Here is a 17,359-nt window from a genome sequence, read left to right on the forward strand (position 1 = left end):
GGCGGCTGCTTTATACGGGTGAACTTATTGTATCATAACACAATTCCCACGTTGTAATAAACAGCTATTCTCAGGATCGGGCAAAATCGGACAGTCCAGGGAGCAAATAATGTCATTTCAGAAGCAGATTATGTTTTCTATAATATCGTTAAAAGCACAAGTTTGTGCTTCTGCAAGCACAGATTATGAAAAAGCTGATGCCCGAAGCAGAGGAATATTGCGACAGAGATTGGGTAACAGAGCAGATTTGCAACGAAAATAATGAGTGAGAAAGGTATGGTGGTTAGTATGGAAAAATACGCATGGCGCGGAAAAATTGTACCGGGAATGCAGGAAGAATATAAGAAGAGACATGACAATATCTGGCCGGAGATGAAGGAAGTTCTGGCAAACGCAGGGATAGTGAATTACTCCATCTGGATGCAGGGCGAGGAGCTGTTCGGCTATTATGAATGTGAAAAGGGTGTAGAGTACGCTGCAAAAGTGCAGGCGGAGAGCGATGTGGTAAAAAAATGGGATGAGTATATGAAAGACATTCTGATCATGGAGAAGGATCCTGTTACAGGAGCACAGCCGCTTCTTACACAGGTATTCAGTTTCAGATAAGGGAGGCTGTGGATATCTTATGGAAAAATATTATCTGGCCGTGGATATCGGTGCTTCCAGTGGACGACATATTTTGGGACGCCTGGAGAACGGCAAAATAGAGCTGGAAGAGATCTATCGTTTTGAGAATGGCATGGATCATAAGGACGGAAAGCTTCTGTGGGATGTGAACCGTCTGTTCGGCGAGATCGTTGCCGGCATGAAAAAATGCAAAGAACTGGGAAAGATCCCGGTGAGCATGGCTATTGACACCTGGGCTGTGGATTATGTTCTGTTAGACGAAAAGGATCAAATTCTGGGTGATACTTACGGTTATCGTGATCACCGCACGGATGGCATGGACGCGGAGGTGGCGAAGATCCTGCCGGAGACCGAACTGTATGGAAAAACAGGTATCCAGAAGCAGATTTTCAATACCGTTTATCAGCTGATGGCAGTAAAGCAGCAGACTCCGGAGCTTTTACAGCAGGCAAAGACACTTCTCATGTTGCCGGATTACTTCGGTTTCCGTCTGACGGGCAATAAATTGTCGGAGTACACGAACGGTTCCACGACACAGCTGGTGAATCCCGATACCTTCCAGTGGGATAAGGAGCTGATCCGTAAGCTGGGTTACCCGGAGGATATTTTCCTGCCGCTGCAGATGCCCGGAACGAAAGTGGGCCAGCTGCTTCCGGAGATTCAGAAGGAAGTAGGATTCGATCTGGAAGTGGTACTGTGCGGAAGCCATGACACCGCATCGGCCGTAATGGCAGTTCCTCAGACAGAAGGAGACGGCATTTATATCAGCTCGGGAACCTGGTCTCTCATGGGAATCGAATCCCTGAAACCGGTCATTACAGAGGATGCCGCAGCGGCCAACTTTACCAACGAGGGCGGTTACGATCACCGGTTCCGTTTCCTGAAAAATATTATGGGACTGTGGATGATCCAGTCCGTAAGACACGAATATAACGATGCATACTCTTTTGCACAGCTGTGCAATATGGCGGAGGAAAGCAAGGAGTTCCCTTCCAGAGTGGATGTGAATGACCAGAGTTTTCTCTCTCCGGACAGCATGGTGGAAGCCATCAGACAGTACTGTCATAAGACAGGACAACCGGTACCGGAGTCCGTGGGAGAGCTGACTTCCGTAGTATACCGCAGTCTCGCACAGTCCTACGGAGAGACCGTAAGAGGTCTGGAGAAGATCGCCGGGAAGACCTATGACAGCATCCATATCATCGGGGGCGGTTCCAATGCAGCATATCTGAACCAGTTGACAGCGGATGCTACGGGCAAGACCGTATATGCGGGTCCCGGTGAGGCAACCGCTATCGGCAACCTATTGGCGCAGATGATCCATGCAGGAGATCTTGCAGATCTGAAGAGTGCCAGAAAATGTGTCCGGGAGTCTTTTGAAATTAAGACATTTGCTCCGGCAAAGTAATAAAAAGCGGCTTGCGAATGCGCAGGCAAAGCGGTTACTTAAAACGTGACCTTAAGAAAAGGAGGAAATTATAAATGTTAGTAAACACAAAGGCAAAGATCGGTGTATTTTCCATCGCTCTGGGAGCATATCTGCCCCAGTTCCCCCAGCTGGTGCCTAATTTTGAGGCACAGTATGAGGATTTCAAGAAGACGATTCCCGATACTGTAGATATCGTTGATGGTGGCATGGTGACCACCAAGGAACAGGCTATGGCAGCAGGTGATAAATTCCGTGCTGCAGACGTAGATCTGGTATTCCTGCAGTTGCTGACCTATGCAACTTCCTATAACGTACTTCCCGCGATCCGTGATCTGGATGTGCCTGTAGTATGTATCAATGTGCAGAAGAAGCTGGCGCCGGACTATGCCAATACCGATATTCCCATCTGGCTGGGTGACCTGTATGCCTGTGGTGCCGTAGGTGAGGCTGTGGCAGACCTGGAGCGTGCAGGCAAGAGACATGCTGTAATCACTGGCGTGGTAGAAGGCGGCGACCCCGAGGTGGCAGCTCAGATCGAAGATTGGTGTAAGGCAGCTCAGGTCCGCAGACGTTTCCGTCAGACCAATATTGCCCAGATCGGCCGCCCTTATCCCGGAATGATGGATCTCTATATCGATGAGACCAACCTTTACAACAGAATGGGCCTGTATACCAAGCAGTTTGACTGGGAAGATATGTGGGCTATTGCAGATGATATTACCGATACCGAAGCTATTAAGGCGAAGGCACAGGACATCATCGATACCTTCGAAGTAGAGGGTGGCGCTACCGCAGATGACGAAGATATTCTGGATATGGCAAAGCATGTGCTTGCTTTCGAGCAGTGGGCGAAGGATGAAGACTTAAGCATGATCGCCTCCCATTATGCCGGTAAGGCACAGGGAGTAGCCGGTAAACTGGATTCCATGCTGATCCCTGCATTTTCCATGCTGATCAAGCAAGGTACCGCATGTGCCGTAGAAGGTGATATGAAAGTTGCCATGGCAATGTCCATTCTGAAGACGATCTCCGGTATGGGACAGTTGTCCGAGATGTACTCTATTGATTTCAACGAGGATATCTGCATCATCGGTCATTCCGGATCCGGCGATGCGGATATCTCTCTGGCACATAAGCCCACCATGAAGATCGTTAAGGTATTCCACGGCAAGGTAGGCGGCGGATATCTGACTCAGTTCTATCCTCCCGTAGGCCCGGTGACCTATCTGGCTATCACGCAGGATAAGGACGGCAACTTCAAGTTCGTTGTGGCAGAAGGCGAGAATCAGCCCGGCCCGATCTTCACTTTCGGTGACACCAATATGCGTACCAAATTCTCAATCCCCTGCAGAGAGTTCGTGAACCGTTGGAGCGAGGCAGGCCCTACCCATCATATGGCAGCAGCTGCCGGCAGACATATTGACACGATCCTGAAGGTTGCTAAAATATTAAATGTGCCGGTAGATATCATTACCAGATAATAGCATTTGTGTAGAAAATGCTTATAATTTTGAAAATTATGTCTGCGGCCGGGAGGTTGCAGACGATAGAAAGGTTAGGTATTATCATGAAATTTTTAGATGCAGAATTTGTACAGGGATTTATCAGAATGGCAGATGACGGCTGGCAGCAAGGCTGGCATGAACGTAACGGCGGCAACCTGTCTTACCGTGTGAAGCCGGAAGAGGTAGAACTGGTAAAGGAGAACTTTGAGCCGAAGGAGTTCCAGCCCATCGGCACCACAGTTCCCGCACTGGCAGGAGAGTATTTCCTGGTGACCGGCAGTGGCAAATATTTTCGTAATGTCAGCATTAAGCCGGAAGATTCTATCTGCATGATCGAACTTGATGACAAGGGTGAGAATTACCGTATCGTATGGGGTCTGGTAAACGGGGGCAGACCTACCTCCGAGCTCCCCAGCCACCTGATGAATCTGGAAGTGAAGAAGCTGCAGGATCCCGACTACCGTGTGGTATATCATGCACATACCACCAATATCATTGCGCTAACCTTCGTGCTTCCTCTGGAGGATAAGGTATTCACCAGAGAACTGTGGGAGATGGCAACCGAGTGCCCCGTAGTATTCCCGGATGGTGTGGGCGTAGTGCCCTGGATGGTACCGGGCGGCAGAGAGATCGCAGTAGCTACCTCCGAACTGATGAAGAAATACGATCTGGCCATCTGGGCACATCATGGAACCTTTGCCGCAGGCAAAGACTTCGACCTGACCTTCGGTCTGATGCATACCGTAGAAAAATCCGCAGAAATTCTGGTGAAGATGTTGTCCATGCAGCCGAATAAGAGACAGACCATTACCCCCGATGATTTTCGCCATCTGGCAAAGGACTTCGGTGTGACCCTTCCGGAAAAGTTCTTATATGAAAAATAACGATCCGAGGGACACACGAAGGAGCCTCGAACCGTTATATCTTGAATGCCTGACGTTATCGGCGCGATTTTAAACGCGCCTCGTTAGGTGTCATATCATACATTTTTTTGAACTGTTTGTAGAAGAAGTTCTGATTCTCATAGCCTACAGACAGGGCAATCTCAGACACCGGCAGCGCGGTGTGGGACAGCTGATTCATAGCGACTCGCATACGCTGCCGTGTTTGTATTTCCTTAAAGGTAGTGCCGGAATATTTTTTGATCATACGGCTCAGGGAAGAGGGGGTGTACCCAATCTGTGCAGCCAGTTCGTGAAGAGTCCCGGTATCATAATGCTCCGCCAGGTATCTGCGTACCACCACCATCAGGACATTGCTCTGCTCATCTTTCTGGTCTAATAAAATATTTTCCGCATTGCTTAAGATATGCATGAACAGCAGGGCAAAGGTGTGTTCCGAGAGCTTATGCCAGTTCTGAGGCTGCTGTAACAGAAGGAAGACCGCATTGTGGATGAGGTTCTGGATGCAGGGATTGTCGGAGACGGTAAAGTACAGATACTGACCGACACAACTGTCACCTTCCAGCGCATTGATGATAAAATCCGCCAGAATATTATCCTTGTTGATCAAAGTCAGGATATTCTGGAAATAGGCGGGGCGGATGATGATGTTAATGCCCAGATCTTCCTGGCCGCAGGCTATTACCGCATGTTCGATATGTTGGTTCATAAATAGAAGTTCCCCGGGGCGGAGACAGATCTCTTCTTCATTTATGACATGTGTGACAGAACCGGAGAGACAATAAAAGATCTCCACGTAATCATGTTTATGCTTTGGAAAATCCACAAAGCGGGTGTGGCGACGCAGAGTAATATCATCTTCGGAGTGTTCCAAAAATTTATCACTCTCTACTACAAAATCCTGTTTGCTGGTGTAGAGATTCTTCTGAACGGCAATATTACCGTCTAAAATCTGTTGTTCCTCCGGTGTGATATAGGCCGGATCCAGAAAACCGTTCTCATACATATCGATCGTCATTCCTTTCAGCAACCCGCAATTTTGAACTGCGGGCAGGTTTTTCGACTGAGTTTATTTTACAGGAAAGAGACAAAAACCTCAAGATGTGTGCAAAAAGTGATTCTGCATTGCACGTGTCATTTTTGTGTTGTATATTAATAATGATTGTGAACAATAAGCAGCTTTGCACCGGCAGTCCAAAGTGTGCAGGTTGTGGAAAGATATGAGGATTTGTATGGCAGATACCACAGTTAAAAAGATCATCTGCAGTTCCTGTGGGGCAGAATTTGAGGATACCCTTCCGAAGTGTCCCTATTGCGGAAGCCTGAATTACAAGGGCGCCGAAGCGGAATATCTGGGGAAACTGGAAAGCATGCGGCAGGATATGCAGCAGTTGGAGCAGGTACCGGAGAAGGAACTGAAGAAAAAACTGAAAAAGAAACAGAAATTTGTGATTAAGCTTCTGATCTTATTGGCGGCATTGGCAGCGATACTTGCGGTAATTGTGTTCCGGGTGCGGTATATAGAACCCAGGGATGCCAGAGCGGATTATCTGTGGGAAAAAGAGAACTTTCCGATACTGGACCGTCTCTATCAGGAGAAGGATCTGGAAGCACTGATGGATTTTTATGAGCAGGCTGTCGAAGAGAACAGAACCATAGACCGATGGGAACACAGTGGTATTTTCCGCTGGCTCATGAGCTGTCGGGATGCGAGGGAATATCTGGCACTGGAGCAGAGTGGAGAGACTTTGAATGAGTATCAGCAGGCATTGCTGCTGGATGATTATTGGATGATGCGGGGACTGGACTACAGCGAGGTCATTCTGACGGAGAAAGACAGGGAGTATATCCGTCCTTATGTGGAAGCAACCCTGAACAGTCTGGCAGACCGTTATACGTTTACCGCAGAAGAAGAGAAAAAATTCGAGGATAGTCTGCGAAATAATTACGGTTATCCCAGATATGAGGATTGCGAGGAATACATTAAGAAGCATAACGAATAGGAAAGGATCATAAAAGCAATGATGAAATGTAAATATTGCGGGGGCAATCTGACATTGGAGCAGGCATATTGTCCGCATTGCGGAAGACCGAATGAAGAAGCCGCACAGCATGTCAAAGACATGGAGCATTACAAGAGCAACTTTGAGGATACCAAAAGTGATGTCTATGAAGTGGCGGAGAAAAATACGGAGATCATGTCACATATGATAATCATCACAGTGCTGGTGATCCTGTGTGTGGTGGTGTTTGTAGTATCTGCACGTAGCTGGAGCATCCACAGAGGCTTGCTGCAGTTTGATGCAGGGATCCGGCAGAGCAGCTATATGAAACAGATGGAACAATATCTGGAAGATGAGGATTACATAGGTTTATCAGCTTTTTGCGACAGGCATTACATCCGGCCTTATAGCAGTAATAATAATTATGAAAAATATCAGCTGCTCATGGAAGCCAGCGGAGCGTATCGTTACTTTTATGAAAGTCTGATGAAGGCAGTTACTATCAACTCTGGCAATGTATCCATACTTCCTGGTCTGTATGAAGATATTTCGGATTATTACGAGCAGCTGGAAAGGATTCTGCATCCTGTGGATAATGATTATAGGGCAAAACAATATCGGGAACTGCCGGAGGAGCAGAAGGAAGCCATTCTCCGGATGGAAGAGAATGAGAAGGCACTGCTGCAGACCTATTTTGGCATGACCCCGGAAGAGGCAGAGAATTTCGGTACGATGTCAAATGCACAAAAAATCTTATTCCTGGAAGAAAAAGGCGAGGTGATGGGTTATGGTAAATCTGAAGAGTAAGCTGGAACAGGCACAGAAGCAGAGAGGCGCGCTGCTTGTGATGAATCTGGTGATCATAGCCCTGTGCCTGCTATTGTTTTGGGGAACCATTCATATGTTCCGGCAATTAAATGACGCCTTTTCCCGTCCTGCGAAGACCAACTGGATGGAGAATAATGTACAGAGTGAAAACTATGCTTATTTAGTAGTAAATTATCATGAGGATATGGTGTACGGCGGCTTGCTGTCCGGAACGAAAAAGGAATGCTATGGTGTGGCGAGATATTTTGAGGCGGCGTCCATGTATAAGGCATTTCTTCAGACCGGCGATACAGAACGTGCCACCAGAGAAAAGGAGAAGATGGATGCCGCATATGAAGAAATGGGTGACTGGAATATTGCAGCGGACAGCATCCGGGAAAGACTTGGACTGGACTGACAGATTTGCTGTAGGAATACCTGCGATATTACTGGCAACCTGTCAGACAGTGGGATGCCGGATCAGTATAGAATACCATACTTCCGTACATAGAACGATGCAGTCTTGGCTGGAACAGGTTCCTATAGCAGGTTGGATTTTGTGGTGGATAGCAGAGACATTACTTTTTGGACAGATGCTGCGATGGCTGTTTGTACATGCAGGGAGAGATAAGGCAGTTCAGGAGGATGGTATCGGGAAAGGTATCGGAAAGAGAATATTTTTGATTTTTGCAGGATTGTTGATAGCCTGGCTGCCGGTGCTTCTTTCCAATGATCCCGGATTTTATAATTATGATATTTACGGGCAGGTGCCTCAGGTGATGTATCCGGAGGTGCCGTATAATACACACCATTCGTTACTCAGCACGTTGGTCATGGGAGGCGTTATCACATTAGGATACCGGATATTCGGGACGATGGAGAAGGCAGTATTTCTGCACTCCTGCTTCCAGATGACACTTTGTGCGGCGGCCTTTTCCTACAGTCTGGATTTCTGGTATCGGCGATTGAATAGAAAATGGCTGTTGGGAGTCGGATTTTGTTTTTATGCTTTTCTGCCGACGATTGCCTTGTTTTCCGTCAGTACGACCAAGGATGTGGTATGCTCTCTGGCACTTTTTATTGCATTTCACCTGTTGTATGAATTGTATGAGAATACGGAGGGATTTTTTCGGAAGAAAGAGAAAATCGCAGCATTATCGTGCAGCCTGATCGTGGGAGCGCTGTATCGGAAAAATGTAATTTATGCGGTTTTTCTTTATCTGGTGTTGTGCGCGGTTTTCTGTAAAAAGCAGAAAAGAAAGATCATTTCACTGTTTGCGGGAACGATTCTGCTGACCATGCTATTGTCTGTGGGAATGGAAACTCTGCTCCATGCGGAAAAAGGTTCCGCGGTAGAGGCTCTGTGTGTACCGCTCCAGCAGATTGCAAGGGTATATACAGATAAGGGAGAAGCGGCGTTTGACAGTGAGGAATTGCAGCTGCTGGATCAGATCATGGACAGAGAACAGTGGTCACAATATAATCCGTTTCTGGCAGACCGGATCAAAAATTATGTGAATAATGAAGAACTTCTTCAAAATAAGTGGGAGTATCTGAGACTATGGTTCCGAAAAGGATGGCAGTATCCGGGATGTTATCTGAGAGCCTTTCTGGATAATACGTATCAGGCCTGGTATCCGGGGACATCGGTTGTGGATGATCCGGACGGTGATATTTATTACTTTGATTTCGAGGGAAGAAATGTACTGGAAATGAAGACGATCAGTTCCCGGCTGACAGAATTTTATCGTAAGATATCGCTGGAATATTATTACCAGAAAATTCCGGTGATCCGTGCGTTGTTTGCAATCGGCACCTATTTCTGGCTGGCAGTGATCCTGTTTTTCTACGGCATCCGGCGGAGGAGGGCAGAGATATGGAACAGCTGGCTGCTGGTTCTGGCACTGTGCCTTACGGTCTTTCTGGGTCCCATATCCCTGGTGCGTTATTATCTGCTTTTATTTTATGCAGCTCCGGCAGGTATCTTCTTATTAGCAGATAGAACTTGACAAATCCCGGAAGCATGCACTACAATTACTTGCATACGACAATGACGATGAAAAGGATCAGTACGATCGGAAAGCATCCCAGAGAGAGGGGAAGGACACGGTGACGTGCGGCTGGGAACCCCTTATGACAGAGGATCGGAAACCTCCCTTGGAGTCCTGTGCGAGACGCAATGTACCTGGAAGCGGCGAAGCACAGCGTAGAACCGGCGTTAACGGTGACAGAGCAGGATACATATTTGTATCAATCAGGGTGGTACCGCCGAGTGATCGGTCCCTTTTTCGGGAGCGATGACCCGGCGTTTTTCGTTTCCGTAGATCGTATGAGCAGTTTATTTTCAGAAAAAGAAAAGGAGAGAGAAAATGGCAGACAAGAAAATGGTAGAAGCGATCACTTCCATGGAAGAAGATTTCGCCCAGTGGTATACCGATGTAGTGAAGAAAGCAGAGCTGTGTGATTACACCAGCGTAAAAGGATGTATGGTAATTAAGCCCGCAGGCTATGCGATCTGGGAGCTGATCCAGAAGGAGCTGGATGCACGATTCAAAGCAGTAGGAGTACAGAATGTATATCTTCCCATGTTCATTCCTGAGTCCCTGTTGGACAAGGAGAAGGATCATGTAGAAGGCTTCGCACCCGAAGTAGCATGGGTTACCCAGGGAGGATTGAATGAGCTTCCTGAGAGACTCTGTGTCAGACCTACTTCAGAGACCCTGTTCTGTGATTTCTATAAGAATGACATCCATTCCTACAGAGACCTGCCTAAGGTATACAATCAGTGGTGTTCCGTGGTACGTTGGGAGAAGGAGACCAGACCTTTCCTGCGTTCCAGAGAGTTCCTGTGGCAGGAAGGACATACCGCACATGCTACTGCAGAAGAATCTCAGGAGAGAACTCTGCAGATGCTGAATGTATATGCGAAGTTCCTGGAGGAGGTTCTGGCTATCCCCGCGATCAAGGGACAGAAGACCGAGAAGGAGAAATTCGCAGGTGCAGTTGCAACCTATACGGTAGAAGCGCTGATGCATGACGGCAAGGCACTGCAGTCCGGTACCAGCCATAACTTCGGTGACGGTTTCGCCAAGGCTTTTGGCATCCAGTTCGCAGACAAGGACAATACTTTAAAATATGTACATCAGACCTCCTGGGGTATGACCACCCGTCTGATCGGAGCACTGATCATGGTACACGGTGATAACGAAGGTCTGGTGATCCCTCCCCGTGTGGCACCCATCCAGATCTGCATTGTACCCGTTATGCAGAAAAAGGAAGGCGTTCTCGACAAGGCGTATGAGCTGAGAGACCGCCTGGCGAAGAATTTCCGTGTCAAGGTAGATGACAGTGACAAGACCCCCGGCTTCAAGTTCGCAGAGGCTGAGATGAGAGGTTATCCGATTCGTGTGGAGATCGGGCCTAAGGATATCGAGGCAGGCAAGTGTGTGATCTGCCGCCGTGATACCAGAGAGAAGACCGAGGTAGCTCTGGAGGATCTGGAGACCAAGGCAGCCGAGATCCTGGAGACCATGCAGAAGGAAATGCTGGAGAGAGCAAGAGCACATCGTGACAGCCATACTTATGTGGCACATAACATGGAAGAGTTCGAGCAGATCTTCAACGAAAAGTCCGGATTTGTCAAGGCTATGTGGTGCGGATGTCAGGAATGCGAAGACAAGATCAAGGAAAAGCTTGCTGTTACCAGCCGCTGCATGCCTTTTGAACAGGAACAGATCGCAGATACCTGCGTATGTTGTGGAAAACCTGCGAAAAAGATGGTATACTGGGGAAGAGCATACTAAGATAATATGTAACTATTCAGAGCTATGTAAATATCGTCAAATATTCGTCGAATGCTGGCATTCGTAAGAATATTTTATGATATTTATAGGGCGAAGTAACCACATGAGCAAAAAAGAAGCTCCATAGGAGCGTTTTGCGAATGGGGTTCTGCATAGTTATGTAAATATTAATAAGGCAGATGAAGACGCAGGCCGGTAGTATTGCTACAGGGTCTGCGCCTTATTTTTCAATGATAATGCTCGGAAATGAGGAAAAAGATGATCTATAATACATTTGAAATGCATCAGGAGGGATCCCTTCCGGGAGCACATTTAGTTACCTATATTCAGGAGTATTCGGAGGCAATGGCAATTAACGACAGACCTCTGATCCTGTTGTGCCCGGGAGGCGGCTATACCAGAACCTCCGACAGAGAGGCGGAGCCTATGGCACTGAAATTCCTGGCCATGGGATATCATGCGGCAGTGCTGCGCTATTCCTGCGCTCCAGCGGAATATCCTACTTCCTTAAAGGAACTGGCTTACAGCATCAAGCTCCTGCGGGAGCATGCGAAAGAGTGGCACATAGATCCTCACAAGATTGTAGTGGAGGGCTGCTCTGCGGGAGGACACCTGGCAGCCAGCCTTGGGGTGCTCTGGGATGAAGATTTCCTGGCAGAGAGCCAGGGACTTTCGGCATCCGAGCATGAGCTGCTACGTCCAGACGGACTGCTGTTATGCTATCCGGTCATCACTTCCGGAGAGTTTGCCCACAGAGGATCTTTTGAGAATCTGTTAGGCAGCAGACAGGAGGAGCTGGGAGAGAAGCTGTCCCTGGAGAAACAGGTAACAAATAAAGTGCCGAAGACCTTCATCTGGCATACCTTTGCGGATCAGTCGGTACCGGTGGAAAATTCCCTGCTGTTCGTCAGCGCTCTCCGCAGAGCCGGAGTGCCCACGGAATTCCATATGTATGAAAAGGGAGCGCACGGACTGGCACTGGCGGATAAGCTGACAGAGACCAACGATGGCAGAGCCGTACAGGAGGAATGCACCTCATGGATCCGGCTGGCGCATACCTGGCTGGAAAGCCTTTTTGCAGGAGATGTGGAAGACGGACTGCACGCACAGGGCAGAGAATGGTAAGAATAGTAATAAGAGAAAATGAAAAACGCAAGGAGCAGTCATGGAACAGGCAGATACGATCATTCAGATCCCTCATTTCTACGGAAGTCTGAAGGGAATGCAGAACAAATTTGATAAATATGCAAGGCAGGATGCGTTCACCGGATCCACCAGAGAGGAATGGGAAGCCTGGAAGGAGACTTCCAGAGAGACATTAAAAGACCTTCTGGGGTGGAAATACATGGAGACCTGTGATCTGGCCCCCCGCGTGGAAGAAGTCGTGGAGCTGGAGAACGGCATCCGTCGGGAAAAAGTGATCCTTCAGGTAGAGCCGGAAGTGTATATGCCTATGTATATACTGATCCCGCCGAAGCAGAGCGAAGAGAAGCAGAAATGTTTTCTTGCCCTTCCGGGGCATCAGGGAGCAGGTAAATTCAGCGTGGCAGGACGCAATGATATTCCCGCGGTAAAACGGATGATCGAATTCTACCATTATGATTACGGTATGCAGCTGGCGAAGCGTGGTTATGTGGCAATCTGTCCGGACTGCAGAGGCTTCGGAGAACGCAGGGATGAGGCATTGCAGAAAGGAACGGATGAGAAGTCCTTCCTGACCAGTACCTGTTTTCATTTGGCACACATGGCTGAGCCCTTGGGAGAGACCGTGGCAGGTATGTGCACCTGGGACGCTTCCCGGCTGATTGATTATGTATACGAACGGGGCGAATGGGATACTGATGATTTAGGCGTCGTGGGATTTTCCGGCGGTGGTATGCAGACGCTTTGGATCTCTGCTTTGGATGACCGTGTGAAAAAATGTATCATCAGCGGATATCTCTATGGATATCGTGACGCATTGTTATTACTCAACGGTAATTGCAGCTGTAATTATGTTCCCCATCTGTGGGAACACTTTGATATGGGAGATATTGCATCGCTCATTGCGCCGAGACCGCTGGCGGTCCAGTCCTGCCGGGATGACCATCTGAATGGTCCCAGAGGACTGGTGAATGTAACGGAGCAGCTAGATATTGTGCGGAAGGCTTACAGCCTGTACGGAAAAGAGGAATACCCGATCCACGATGTCAGAGAGGGAGACCACTGCTGGCATGAAGAGGTATTGGATATCGCACTGCCAAGACTGTAAGATATTTATAACCCCTGTTAATAGTTACAAAATATGGAGGAACGTATGGAATATATCGTTCTGGATCTGGAATGGAATCAGAGTAACACCGGCAAAGAGGATGCTGTGGAGAAGCTGCCTTTTGAAATCATAGAGATCGGTGCCATCAAACTGAATAAAGAACGTGTCATGGTCAGCGAATTCAATGAACTGATCAAGCCACAGGTCTACCATGAGATGCACAAGATCACCAGCAAACTGATCCATATTCAGATGCAGGAGTTGGAGCGTGGGAGGCCGTTCCCTGAGGTCGGAGGAGATTTTGTCAGATGGTGCGGACAGGAGGAGTATCTGTTCTGTACCTGGGGCACGCTGGATCTGACGGAGTTACAGCGGAATATGGCATATTATGAGATGCCGCTTCTGGCACCGGGACCGCTGCCCTATCTGGATGTGCAGAAGCTGTTCGCCATTGCCTATGAGGAGCGCAAGATCCGCAGAAATCTGGAATATGCCATTGATTTTCTGCATATTGAGAAGGATATTCCCTTCCACCGGGCGTTCAGTGATGCCTACTATACGGCAAAGATCCTGATCCGGATCCTGGAGGAGCACCCGGAGGTAGTGGTGAATCTGTCCTACGATACCTTCTGTCCTCCGAAGGACCGTGGGGATGAGGTGAAAGCGCAGTTTGATACCTATGTAAAATATATTTCCAGAGAATTTAAGGACAAGACAGAAGCCTTCGCAGATAAGGAAGTCGTGTCCAGCAAATGTTATCTCTGCCATCGTAATCTGCGCAAGAAGATCAAATGGTTCAGCGCCAACGGCAGGCATTATTACTGCGTGGCTTATTGCGAGAAGCACGGCTATCTCAAGGGCAAGATCCGGGTACGCAAGGCATATGACGGCGGCGTATATATCGTCAAGACCACGAAGCTGATTCCTAAGGAAGAGGCAGAAGCTATTGCGGCCCGCAGAGATCACGCCAGAGAAGTGCGCAAGAGACATAAGCACAGCAAGGCGAGGGATGCCGGGGAATAGGGACAGAATATGCAAATTACATTTTAGAGGGAGGATGGCAGCGGCTACGAGGCAAGATTTACGACCTGCGGAATCTGTACCCTTATGAAGGAACTGGGACTTACTGAGCTGATCCCTGCCATGTGCCAGTTTGACTACACCATGAGCGAGGCGGGCGGTGTCACCAATTTTGTCAGGGAATACACCCTGGCTTCCGGCGGATCTTATTGCGACTGCGGGTATAAGAAAAAGTTTAAGTAATTTGAAATAATCATTGTATTTTTACAACATATAGAATATACTAAAAATAACAGAACCCAACACGCCTCTCAACGATGCGGACCACGTTGGGTCTTTTAATTTTAAGGGGGAAAATATATTGGGGGACTAAAGCAACATCCATTACCGATGACAATAGACGAACAAATAGAAAACTTGAAATCACTTGGCTTAATTATTGAGAATGAGGAATATGCCAAGAAGATATTAAATGACATATCCTATTTCCGATTAATTAAGGCGTATAGTTTAGGATTTAAACCTAAAAATGGGAAATATGAAGAAGGCGTAACATTTGAGCAGATTGTAGAGTTATATCTGTTCAATGCTAATTTCAGACAAGTGACATTTGCTGAGATAGAAAAAATAGAAGTAAATGTCAGATGCAGAATTGCAAATTATTTTGCGGAAGTTTATGGAGTTCTTGGATATATGGAACCCCAAAATTTTGTGGACGAAGAATATCATCGGGCATTTATGGCTGATATCGAAGAGGAGGTTCGGAGAAACTCAAAGGCGCCGTTTGTGAGAAATTTCAAAACTAATTATGCAGGTGGAAATTTGCCTATATATGCGTTGGTGGAGGTATTTAGTTTTGGCACTCTTTCAAAATTTTACAAAAACATGAAAAATGCTGACAAAAAGGCAGTTGCCAAGAGTTTTGGAATTGGATATACATATCTGGAAAGTTGGTTGGAGAGCATTTCTTATGTTCGCAATGTTTGTGCGCATTATGGGAGGTTGTATAATGCAAAACTTTCAAAGACGCCTATTCTTTACAAAGAATATACACAAGCCGGTATAGGAAACAATAGAATGTTTGGTGTATTATTGTGTATGAAACAGATTTTAAAGAATGACAAGCATTGGAATCTTTATGTAGATCAAATAGAATTGCTAATAGATAAATATGAAAAAGTAGATGTGAAAACGATGGGTTTTCCGGATGACTGGAAGAAATTGGTGGAACAGAAATAGGTGTAATAGAAGAGTATACAATGGAAAACACAGTAGATACCGGGATTCTACTTCCGGGAGGTGTACTTATTTCTGAAAAGAGAATAGTATGATCTCAGACACAGGAGGTAAGCACATGGATCTCGTCAAGATAGGAAAATATATTGCAGGCAAAAGAAAAGACTTAGGTATGACGCAGAAGCAGCTCGCCGAAAAACTGGGTATGAGTGACAAATCCGTATCCAAGTGGGAGCGGGGCGTGTGTCTGCCGGATGTATCCGTCTATTCGGAACTCTGCCAGATCCTCGGTATCAGCATCAATGAATTCCTGGCAGGAGAAGATATTGTCCGGGAAAATATTGACAAAAAATCGGAAGAAAATATTATCGGGCTGGCAACGGACAGTAAGCAGAAGCAAAAACGATTGAAATACATTATAGGTATTCTGCTTGTCACGGCGGCGATTGTTGTTTTGACGGTCGGAATCATGATATTCCGGAAAAATATGCCACAGAACTTTATCGTCCCGGTGGACAAGGACAGTATTGAAATGAAAACGGCGGAAATGCTGTCAGGCGTAGACGGTGCCTTTATGTATAAATACACGGCAACGAATGAATTTAAAACTCTAGATATTCATATTTGGCAATACCGGGAAGGAAAGCTGGTAGACAGACAAAGGGCAGGGCTTTCGTATGAAGGAATGGATTCACCGCAGAATGGAACGATTATTATTGTACCGCAGTTTAAGGATCGTACCGTGAAAATTATTATTGCAGATGATGAATCGCAGGTAGATATGCTAATCCCAATCCTGGAGGATGTTCCGGAAGGAGAGCACTATGGATATGGAAGAGCTGCAACGGAAATTCAGGAGAAAACAGATATTGTCTATGATGAACAGCAGCCGCTTCTTGCGCTGATCTATGATAATGACGAAGCGAGAACTTTTGATTTTAGTTATATTGTGAACGACCAGCTGGATGCCCTTGAAATGGATGATTATGTGTACTATTTTTCTTTTGAGTTCCGAACGGAATAGATAAATAAACCCCATTCCGTGAAAACAGAATGGGGTTCGTTTTTAGTTTGCTGCTTTTGCCTTTTTCTCTCTCTTTAAAAACAGGTACACACAGATACCGGCAAAAGCAATCGTTGCGACGATCAGTATCGGCAGTACCGGTATGGAACGGATATCTGTACTGATGAGCTTCAGTCCCTGATACAGTGTGAAGACGCCGAATACAGAGAAGATGGCGAAGGCGAGAGTATTGAGCAGCCCTTCCGGAGTCTTGCTCTTTAACAGATAGCCTAAAAGCATTCCCAGGATGTCTGCTAAAAACAGTCCCAGAGAACAGCCGATCCATACGATCAGTGCGGAACTCATACCTTCATTGGCACCAAAGGTGATGGCGGTAAGCTGTGTCTTATCTCCAAGCTCGGCTACGAAAAAGGTACAGAAAACTGCAAGCGGTGCGAACCGGATCCTGGATTTGCCGCTGCCTTCCTCTTCCTCATCATTGCTGCCTGCAAGTGTTGATGCGGCAAAATAAAGAAATGCAAGTGCAGCAATGATCTTGATGAGCCAGCCGGGAATGAATTCGCTGACGAGCCCGCCGGCGAGGACAGCCAGACCGTTCAGTACCAGGATTGCGGCAGCGGTTCCAAATATAATATCTCTTAATTTGTATTTTGAAGTAAGGGCGATCAGCATAAGCTGTGTTTTGTCACCCATCTCTGCGATGAATTCCGTGAGAAATACCTTAAAAAACAATATCATTTGTACGGCCCTCA

16 protein-coding genes, 1 pseudogene and 1 other annotated feature are annotated in these 17,359 nt (G+C 47.0%); of the genes and pseudogenes, 15 read left to right on the forward strand and 2 right to left on the reverse strand.

The genetic code is table 11. The features are described 5' to 3' along the window. Positions 1-288 precede the first annotated feature (288 nt). The 4 genes from OCV96_RS10495 to rhaD all read left to right on the forward strand — a co-directional run bounded on the left by OCV96_RS10495 (position 289) and on the right by rhaD (position 4,445). Entirely contained in the window at positions 289-606 is a 318-nt protein-coding gene (locus OCV96_RS10495) for an L-rhamnose mutarotase (RefSeq protein ID WP_227064724.1), read from the forward strand. A 19-nt stretch (positions 607-625) separates the two neighbouring features. Continuing rightward, positions 626-2,035, forward strand: a complete 1,410-nt coding sequence (gene rhaB, locus OCV96_RS10500; RefSeq protein WP_262594487.1) for a rhamnulokinase — start codon at positions 626-628, stop codon at positions 2,033-2,035. 74 nt (positions 2,036-2,109) lie between these two features. Further along, entirely contained in the window at positions 2,110-3,537 is a 1,428-nt protein-coding gene (locus OCV96_RS10505) for an arabinose isomerase (RefSeq protein ID WP_262594488.1), read from the forward strand. Positions 3,538-3,623: 86 nt separating this feature from the next. After that, on the forward strand, positions 3,624-4,445 hold the full coding sequence (gene rhaD / locus OCV96_RS10510) for a rhamnulose-1-phosphate aldolase (RefSeq protein WP_262594489.1): 822 nt from the start codon (positions 3,624-3,626) through the stop codon (positions 4,443-4,445). A 55-nt stretch (positions 4,446-4,500) separates the two neighbouring features. On the opposite strand, the gene OCV96_RS10515 is transcribed toward rhaD, so the two are convergent. Next, positions 4,501-5,481 (reverse strand): AraC family transcriptional regulator, encoded by a 981-nt coding sequence (locus OCV96_RS10515; protein ID WP_118504465.1) that lies wholly within the window; start codon positions 5,479-5,481, stop codon positions 4,501-4,503. A gap of 214 nt (positions 5,482-5,695) precedes the next feature. Between OCV96_RS10515 and OCV96_RS10520 the strand changes: the two genes are divergently transcribed. The 11 genes and pseudogenes from OCV96_RS10520 to OCV96_RS10570 all read left to right on the forward strand — a co-directional run bounded on the left by OCV96_RS10520 (position 5,696) and on the right by OCV96_RS10570 (position 16,607). Beyond that, the gene (locus tag OCV96_RS10520) at positions 5,696-6,466 is read left to right on the forward strand and encodes a TFIIB-type zinc ribbon-containing protein (protein WP_262594490.1); all 771 of its coding nucleotides are present in this window, start codon (positions 5,696-5,698) and stop codon (positions 6,464-6,466) included. Between the two features lie 18 nt (positions 6,467-6,484). Then, positions 6,485-7,273 (forward strand): hypothetical protein, encoded by a 789-nt coding sequence (locus tag OCV96_RS10525; protein WP_262594491.1) that lies wholly within the window; start codon positions 6,485-6,487, stop codon positions 7,271-7,273. Beyond that, positions 7,254-7,691 (forward strand): hypothetical protein, encoded by a 438-nt coding sequence (locus OCV96_RS10530; protein WP_262594492.1) that lies wholly within the window; start codon positions 7,254-7,256, stop codon positions 7,689-7,691. The genes OCV96_RS10525 and OCV96_RS10530 overlap by 20 nt, the downstream gene beginning before the upstream one ends. Further along, positions 7,627-9,282, forward strand: coding sequence for a DUF6020 family protein (locus OCV96_RS10535; RefSeq protein WP_262594493.1), 1,656 nt, complete (start codon positions 7,627-7,629; stop codon positions 9,280-9,282). The genes OCV96_RS10530 and OCV96_RS10535 overlap by 65 nt, the downstream gene beginning before the upstream one ends. A 38-nt stretch (positions 9,283-9,320) precedes the next feature. After that, positions 9,321-9,561: a binding site (T-box leader), on the forward strand. An 81-nt stretch (positions 9,562-9,642) separates the two neighbouring features. Continuing rightward, positions 9,643-11,076 carry a proline--tRNA ligase gene (proS, locus tag OCV96_RS10540; RefSeq protein ID WP_118504457.1) on the forward strand — a complete coding sequence of 478 codons (1,434 nt, stop codon included), beginning with the start codon at positions 9,643-9,645 and terminating at the stop codon, positions 11,074-11,076. Between the two features lie 258 nt (positions 11,077-11,334). Next, the gene (locus OCV96_RS10545; protein WP_262594494.1) at positions 11,335-12,201 is read left to right on the forward strand and encodes an alpha/beta hydrolase; all 867 of its coding nucleotides are present in this window, start codon (positions 11,335-11,337) and stop codon (positions 12,199-12,201) included. A gap of 40 nt (positions 12,202-12,241) precedes the next feature. After that, positions 12,242-13,327, forward strand: coding sequence for an alpha/beta hydrolase family protein (locus OCV96_RS10550; RefSeq protein ID WP_262594495.1), 1,086 nt, complete (start codon positions 12,242-12,244; stop codon positions 13,325-13,327). A 45-nt stretch (positions 13,328-13,372) separates the two neighbouring features. Beyond that, complete coding sequence (locus OCV96_RS10555) at positions 13,373-14,350, forward strand: 3'-5' exonuclease (protein WP_262594496.1); 978 nt, start codon at positions 13,373-13,375, stop codon at positions 14,348-14,350. Between the two features lie 42 nt (positions 14,351-14,392). Continuing rightward, positions 14,393-14,590, forward strand: a pseudogene (locus OCV96_RS10560) (L-2-amino-thiazoline-4-carboxylic acid hydrolase); the annotation flags it as partial. Positions 14,591-14,737: 147 nt separating this feature from the next. Continuing rightward, positions 14,738-15,586: an Abi family protein gene (locus tag OCV96_RS10565; RefSeq protein WP_262594497.1), complete on the forward strand. Its 849-nt coding sequence runs from the start codon at positions 14,738-14,740 to the stop codon at positions 15,584-15,586. 115 nt (positions 15,587-15,701) lie between these two features. Further along, positions 15,702-16,607, forward strand: coding sequence for a helix-turn-helix domain-containing protein (locus OCV96_RS10570; RefSeq protein ID WP_262594498.1), 906 nt, complete (start codon positions 15,702-15,704; stop codon positions 16,605-16,607). 42 nt (positions 16,608-16,649) lie between these two features. Here OCV96_RS10570 and OCV96_RS10575 read toward each other — a convergent pair whose 3' ends face one another. After that, the gene (locus tag OCV96_RS10575; protein WP_262594499.1) at positions 16,650-17,345 is read right to left on the reverse strand and encodes a TMEM165/GDT1 family protein; all 696 of its coding nucleotides are present in this window, start codon (positions 17,343-17,345) and stop codon (positions 16,650-16,652) included. Positions 17,346-17,359 lie beyond the last annotated feature (14 nt).

The sequence above is a fragment of the Waltera acetigignens genome (assembly GCF_025567015.1).
Classification (GTDB): Bacteria; Bacillota; Clostridia; order Lachnospirales; family Lachnospiraceae; genus Acetatifactor; species Acetatifactor acetigignens.

What these genes read in the sequence shown, in the direction of transcription:
- OCV96_RS10495 (WP_227064724.1), top strand. Translation starts at nt 289, where the DNA reads ATGGAAAAATACGCATGGCGCGGAAAAATTGTACCGGGAATGCAGGAA.
- rhaB (WP_262594487.1), top strand. Translation starts at nt 626, where the DNA reads ATGGAAAAATATTATCTGGCCGTGGATATCGGTGCTTCCAGTGGACGA.
- OCV96_RS10505 (WP_262594488.1), top strand. Translation starts at nt 2,110, where the DNA reads ATGTTAGTAAACACAAAGGCAAAGATCGGTGTATTTTCCATCGCTCTG.
- rhaD (WP_262594489.1), top strand. Translation starts at nt 3,624, where the DNA reads ATGAAATTTTTAGATGCAGAATTTGTACAGGGATTTATCAGAATGGCA.
- OCV96_RS10515 (WP_118504465.1), bottom strand. Translation starts at nt 5,481, where the DNA reads ATGACGATCGATATGTATGAGAACGGTTTTCTGGATCCGGCCTATATC.
- OCV96_RS10520 (WP_262594490.1), top strand. Translation starts at nt 5,696, where the DNA reads ATGGCAGATACCACAGTTAAAAAGATCATCTGCAGTTCCTGTGGGGCA.
- OCV96_RS10525 (WP_262594491.1), top strand. Translation starts at nt 6,485, where the DNA reads ATGATGAAATGTAAATATTGCGGGGGCAATCTGACATTGGAGCAGGCA.
- OCV96_RS10530 (WP_262594492.1), top strand. Translation starts at nt 7,254, where the DNA reads ATGGTAAATCTGAAGAGTAAGCTGGAACAGGCACAGAAGCAGAGAGGC.
- OCV96_RS10535 (WP_262594493.1), top strand. Translation starts at nt 7,627, where the DNA reads ATGAAGAAATGGGTGACTGGAATATTGCAGCGGACAGCATCCGGGAAA.
- proS (WP_118504457.1), top strand. Translation starts at nt 9,643, where the DNA reads ATGGCAGACAAGAAAATGGTAGAAGCGATCACTTCCATGGAAGAAGAT.
- OCV96_RS10545 (WP_262594494.1), top strand. Translation starts at nt 11,335, where the DNA reads ATGATCTATAATACATTTGAAATGCATCAGGAGGGATCCCTTCCGGGA.
- OCV96_RS10550 (WP_262594495.1), top strand. Translation starts at nt 12,242, where the DNA reads ATGGAACAGGCAGATACGATCATTCAGATCCCTCATTTCTACGGAAGT.
- OCV96_RS10555 (WP_262594496.1), top strand. Translation starts at nt 13,373, where the DNA reads ATGGAATATATCGTTCTGGATCTGGAATGGAATCAGAGTAACACCGGC.
- OCV96_RS10565 (WP_262594497.1), top strand. Translation starts at nt 14,738, where the DNA reads ATGACAATAGACGAACAAATAGAAAACTTGAAATCACTTGGCTTAATT.
- OCV96_RS10570 (WP_262594498.1), top strand. Translation starts at nt 15,702, where the DNA reads ATGGATCTCGTCAAGATAGGAAAATATATTGCAGGCAAAAGAAAAGAC.
- OCV96_RS10575 (WP_262594499.1), bottom strand. Translation starts at nt 17,345, where the DNA reads ATGATATTGTTTTTTAAGGTATTTCTCACGGAATTCATCGCAGAGATG.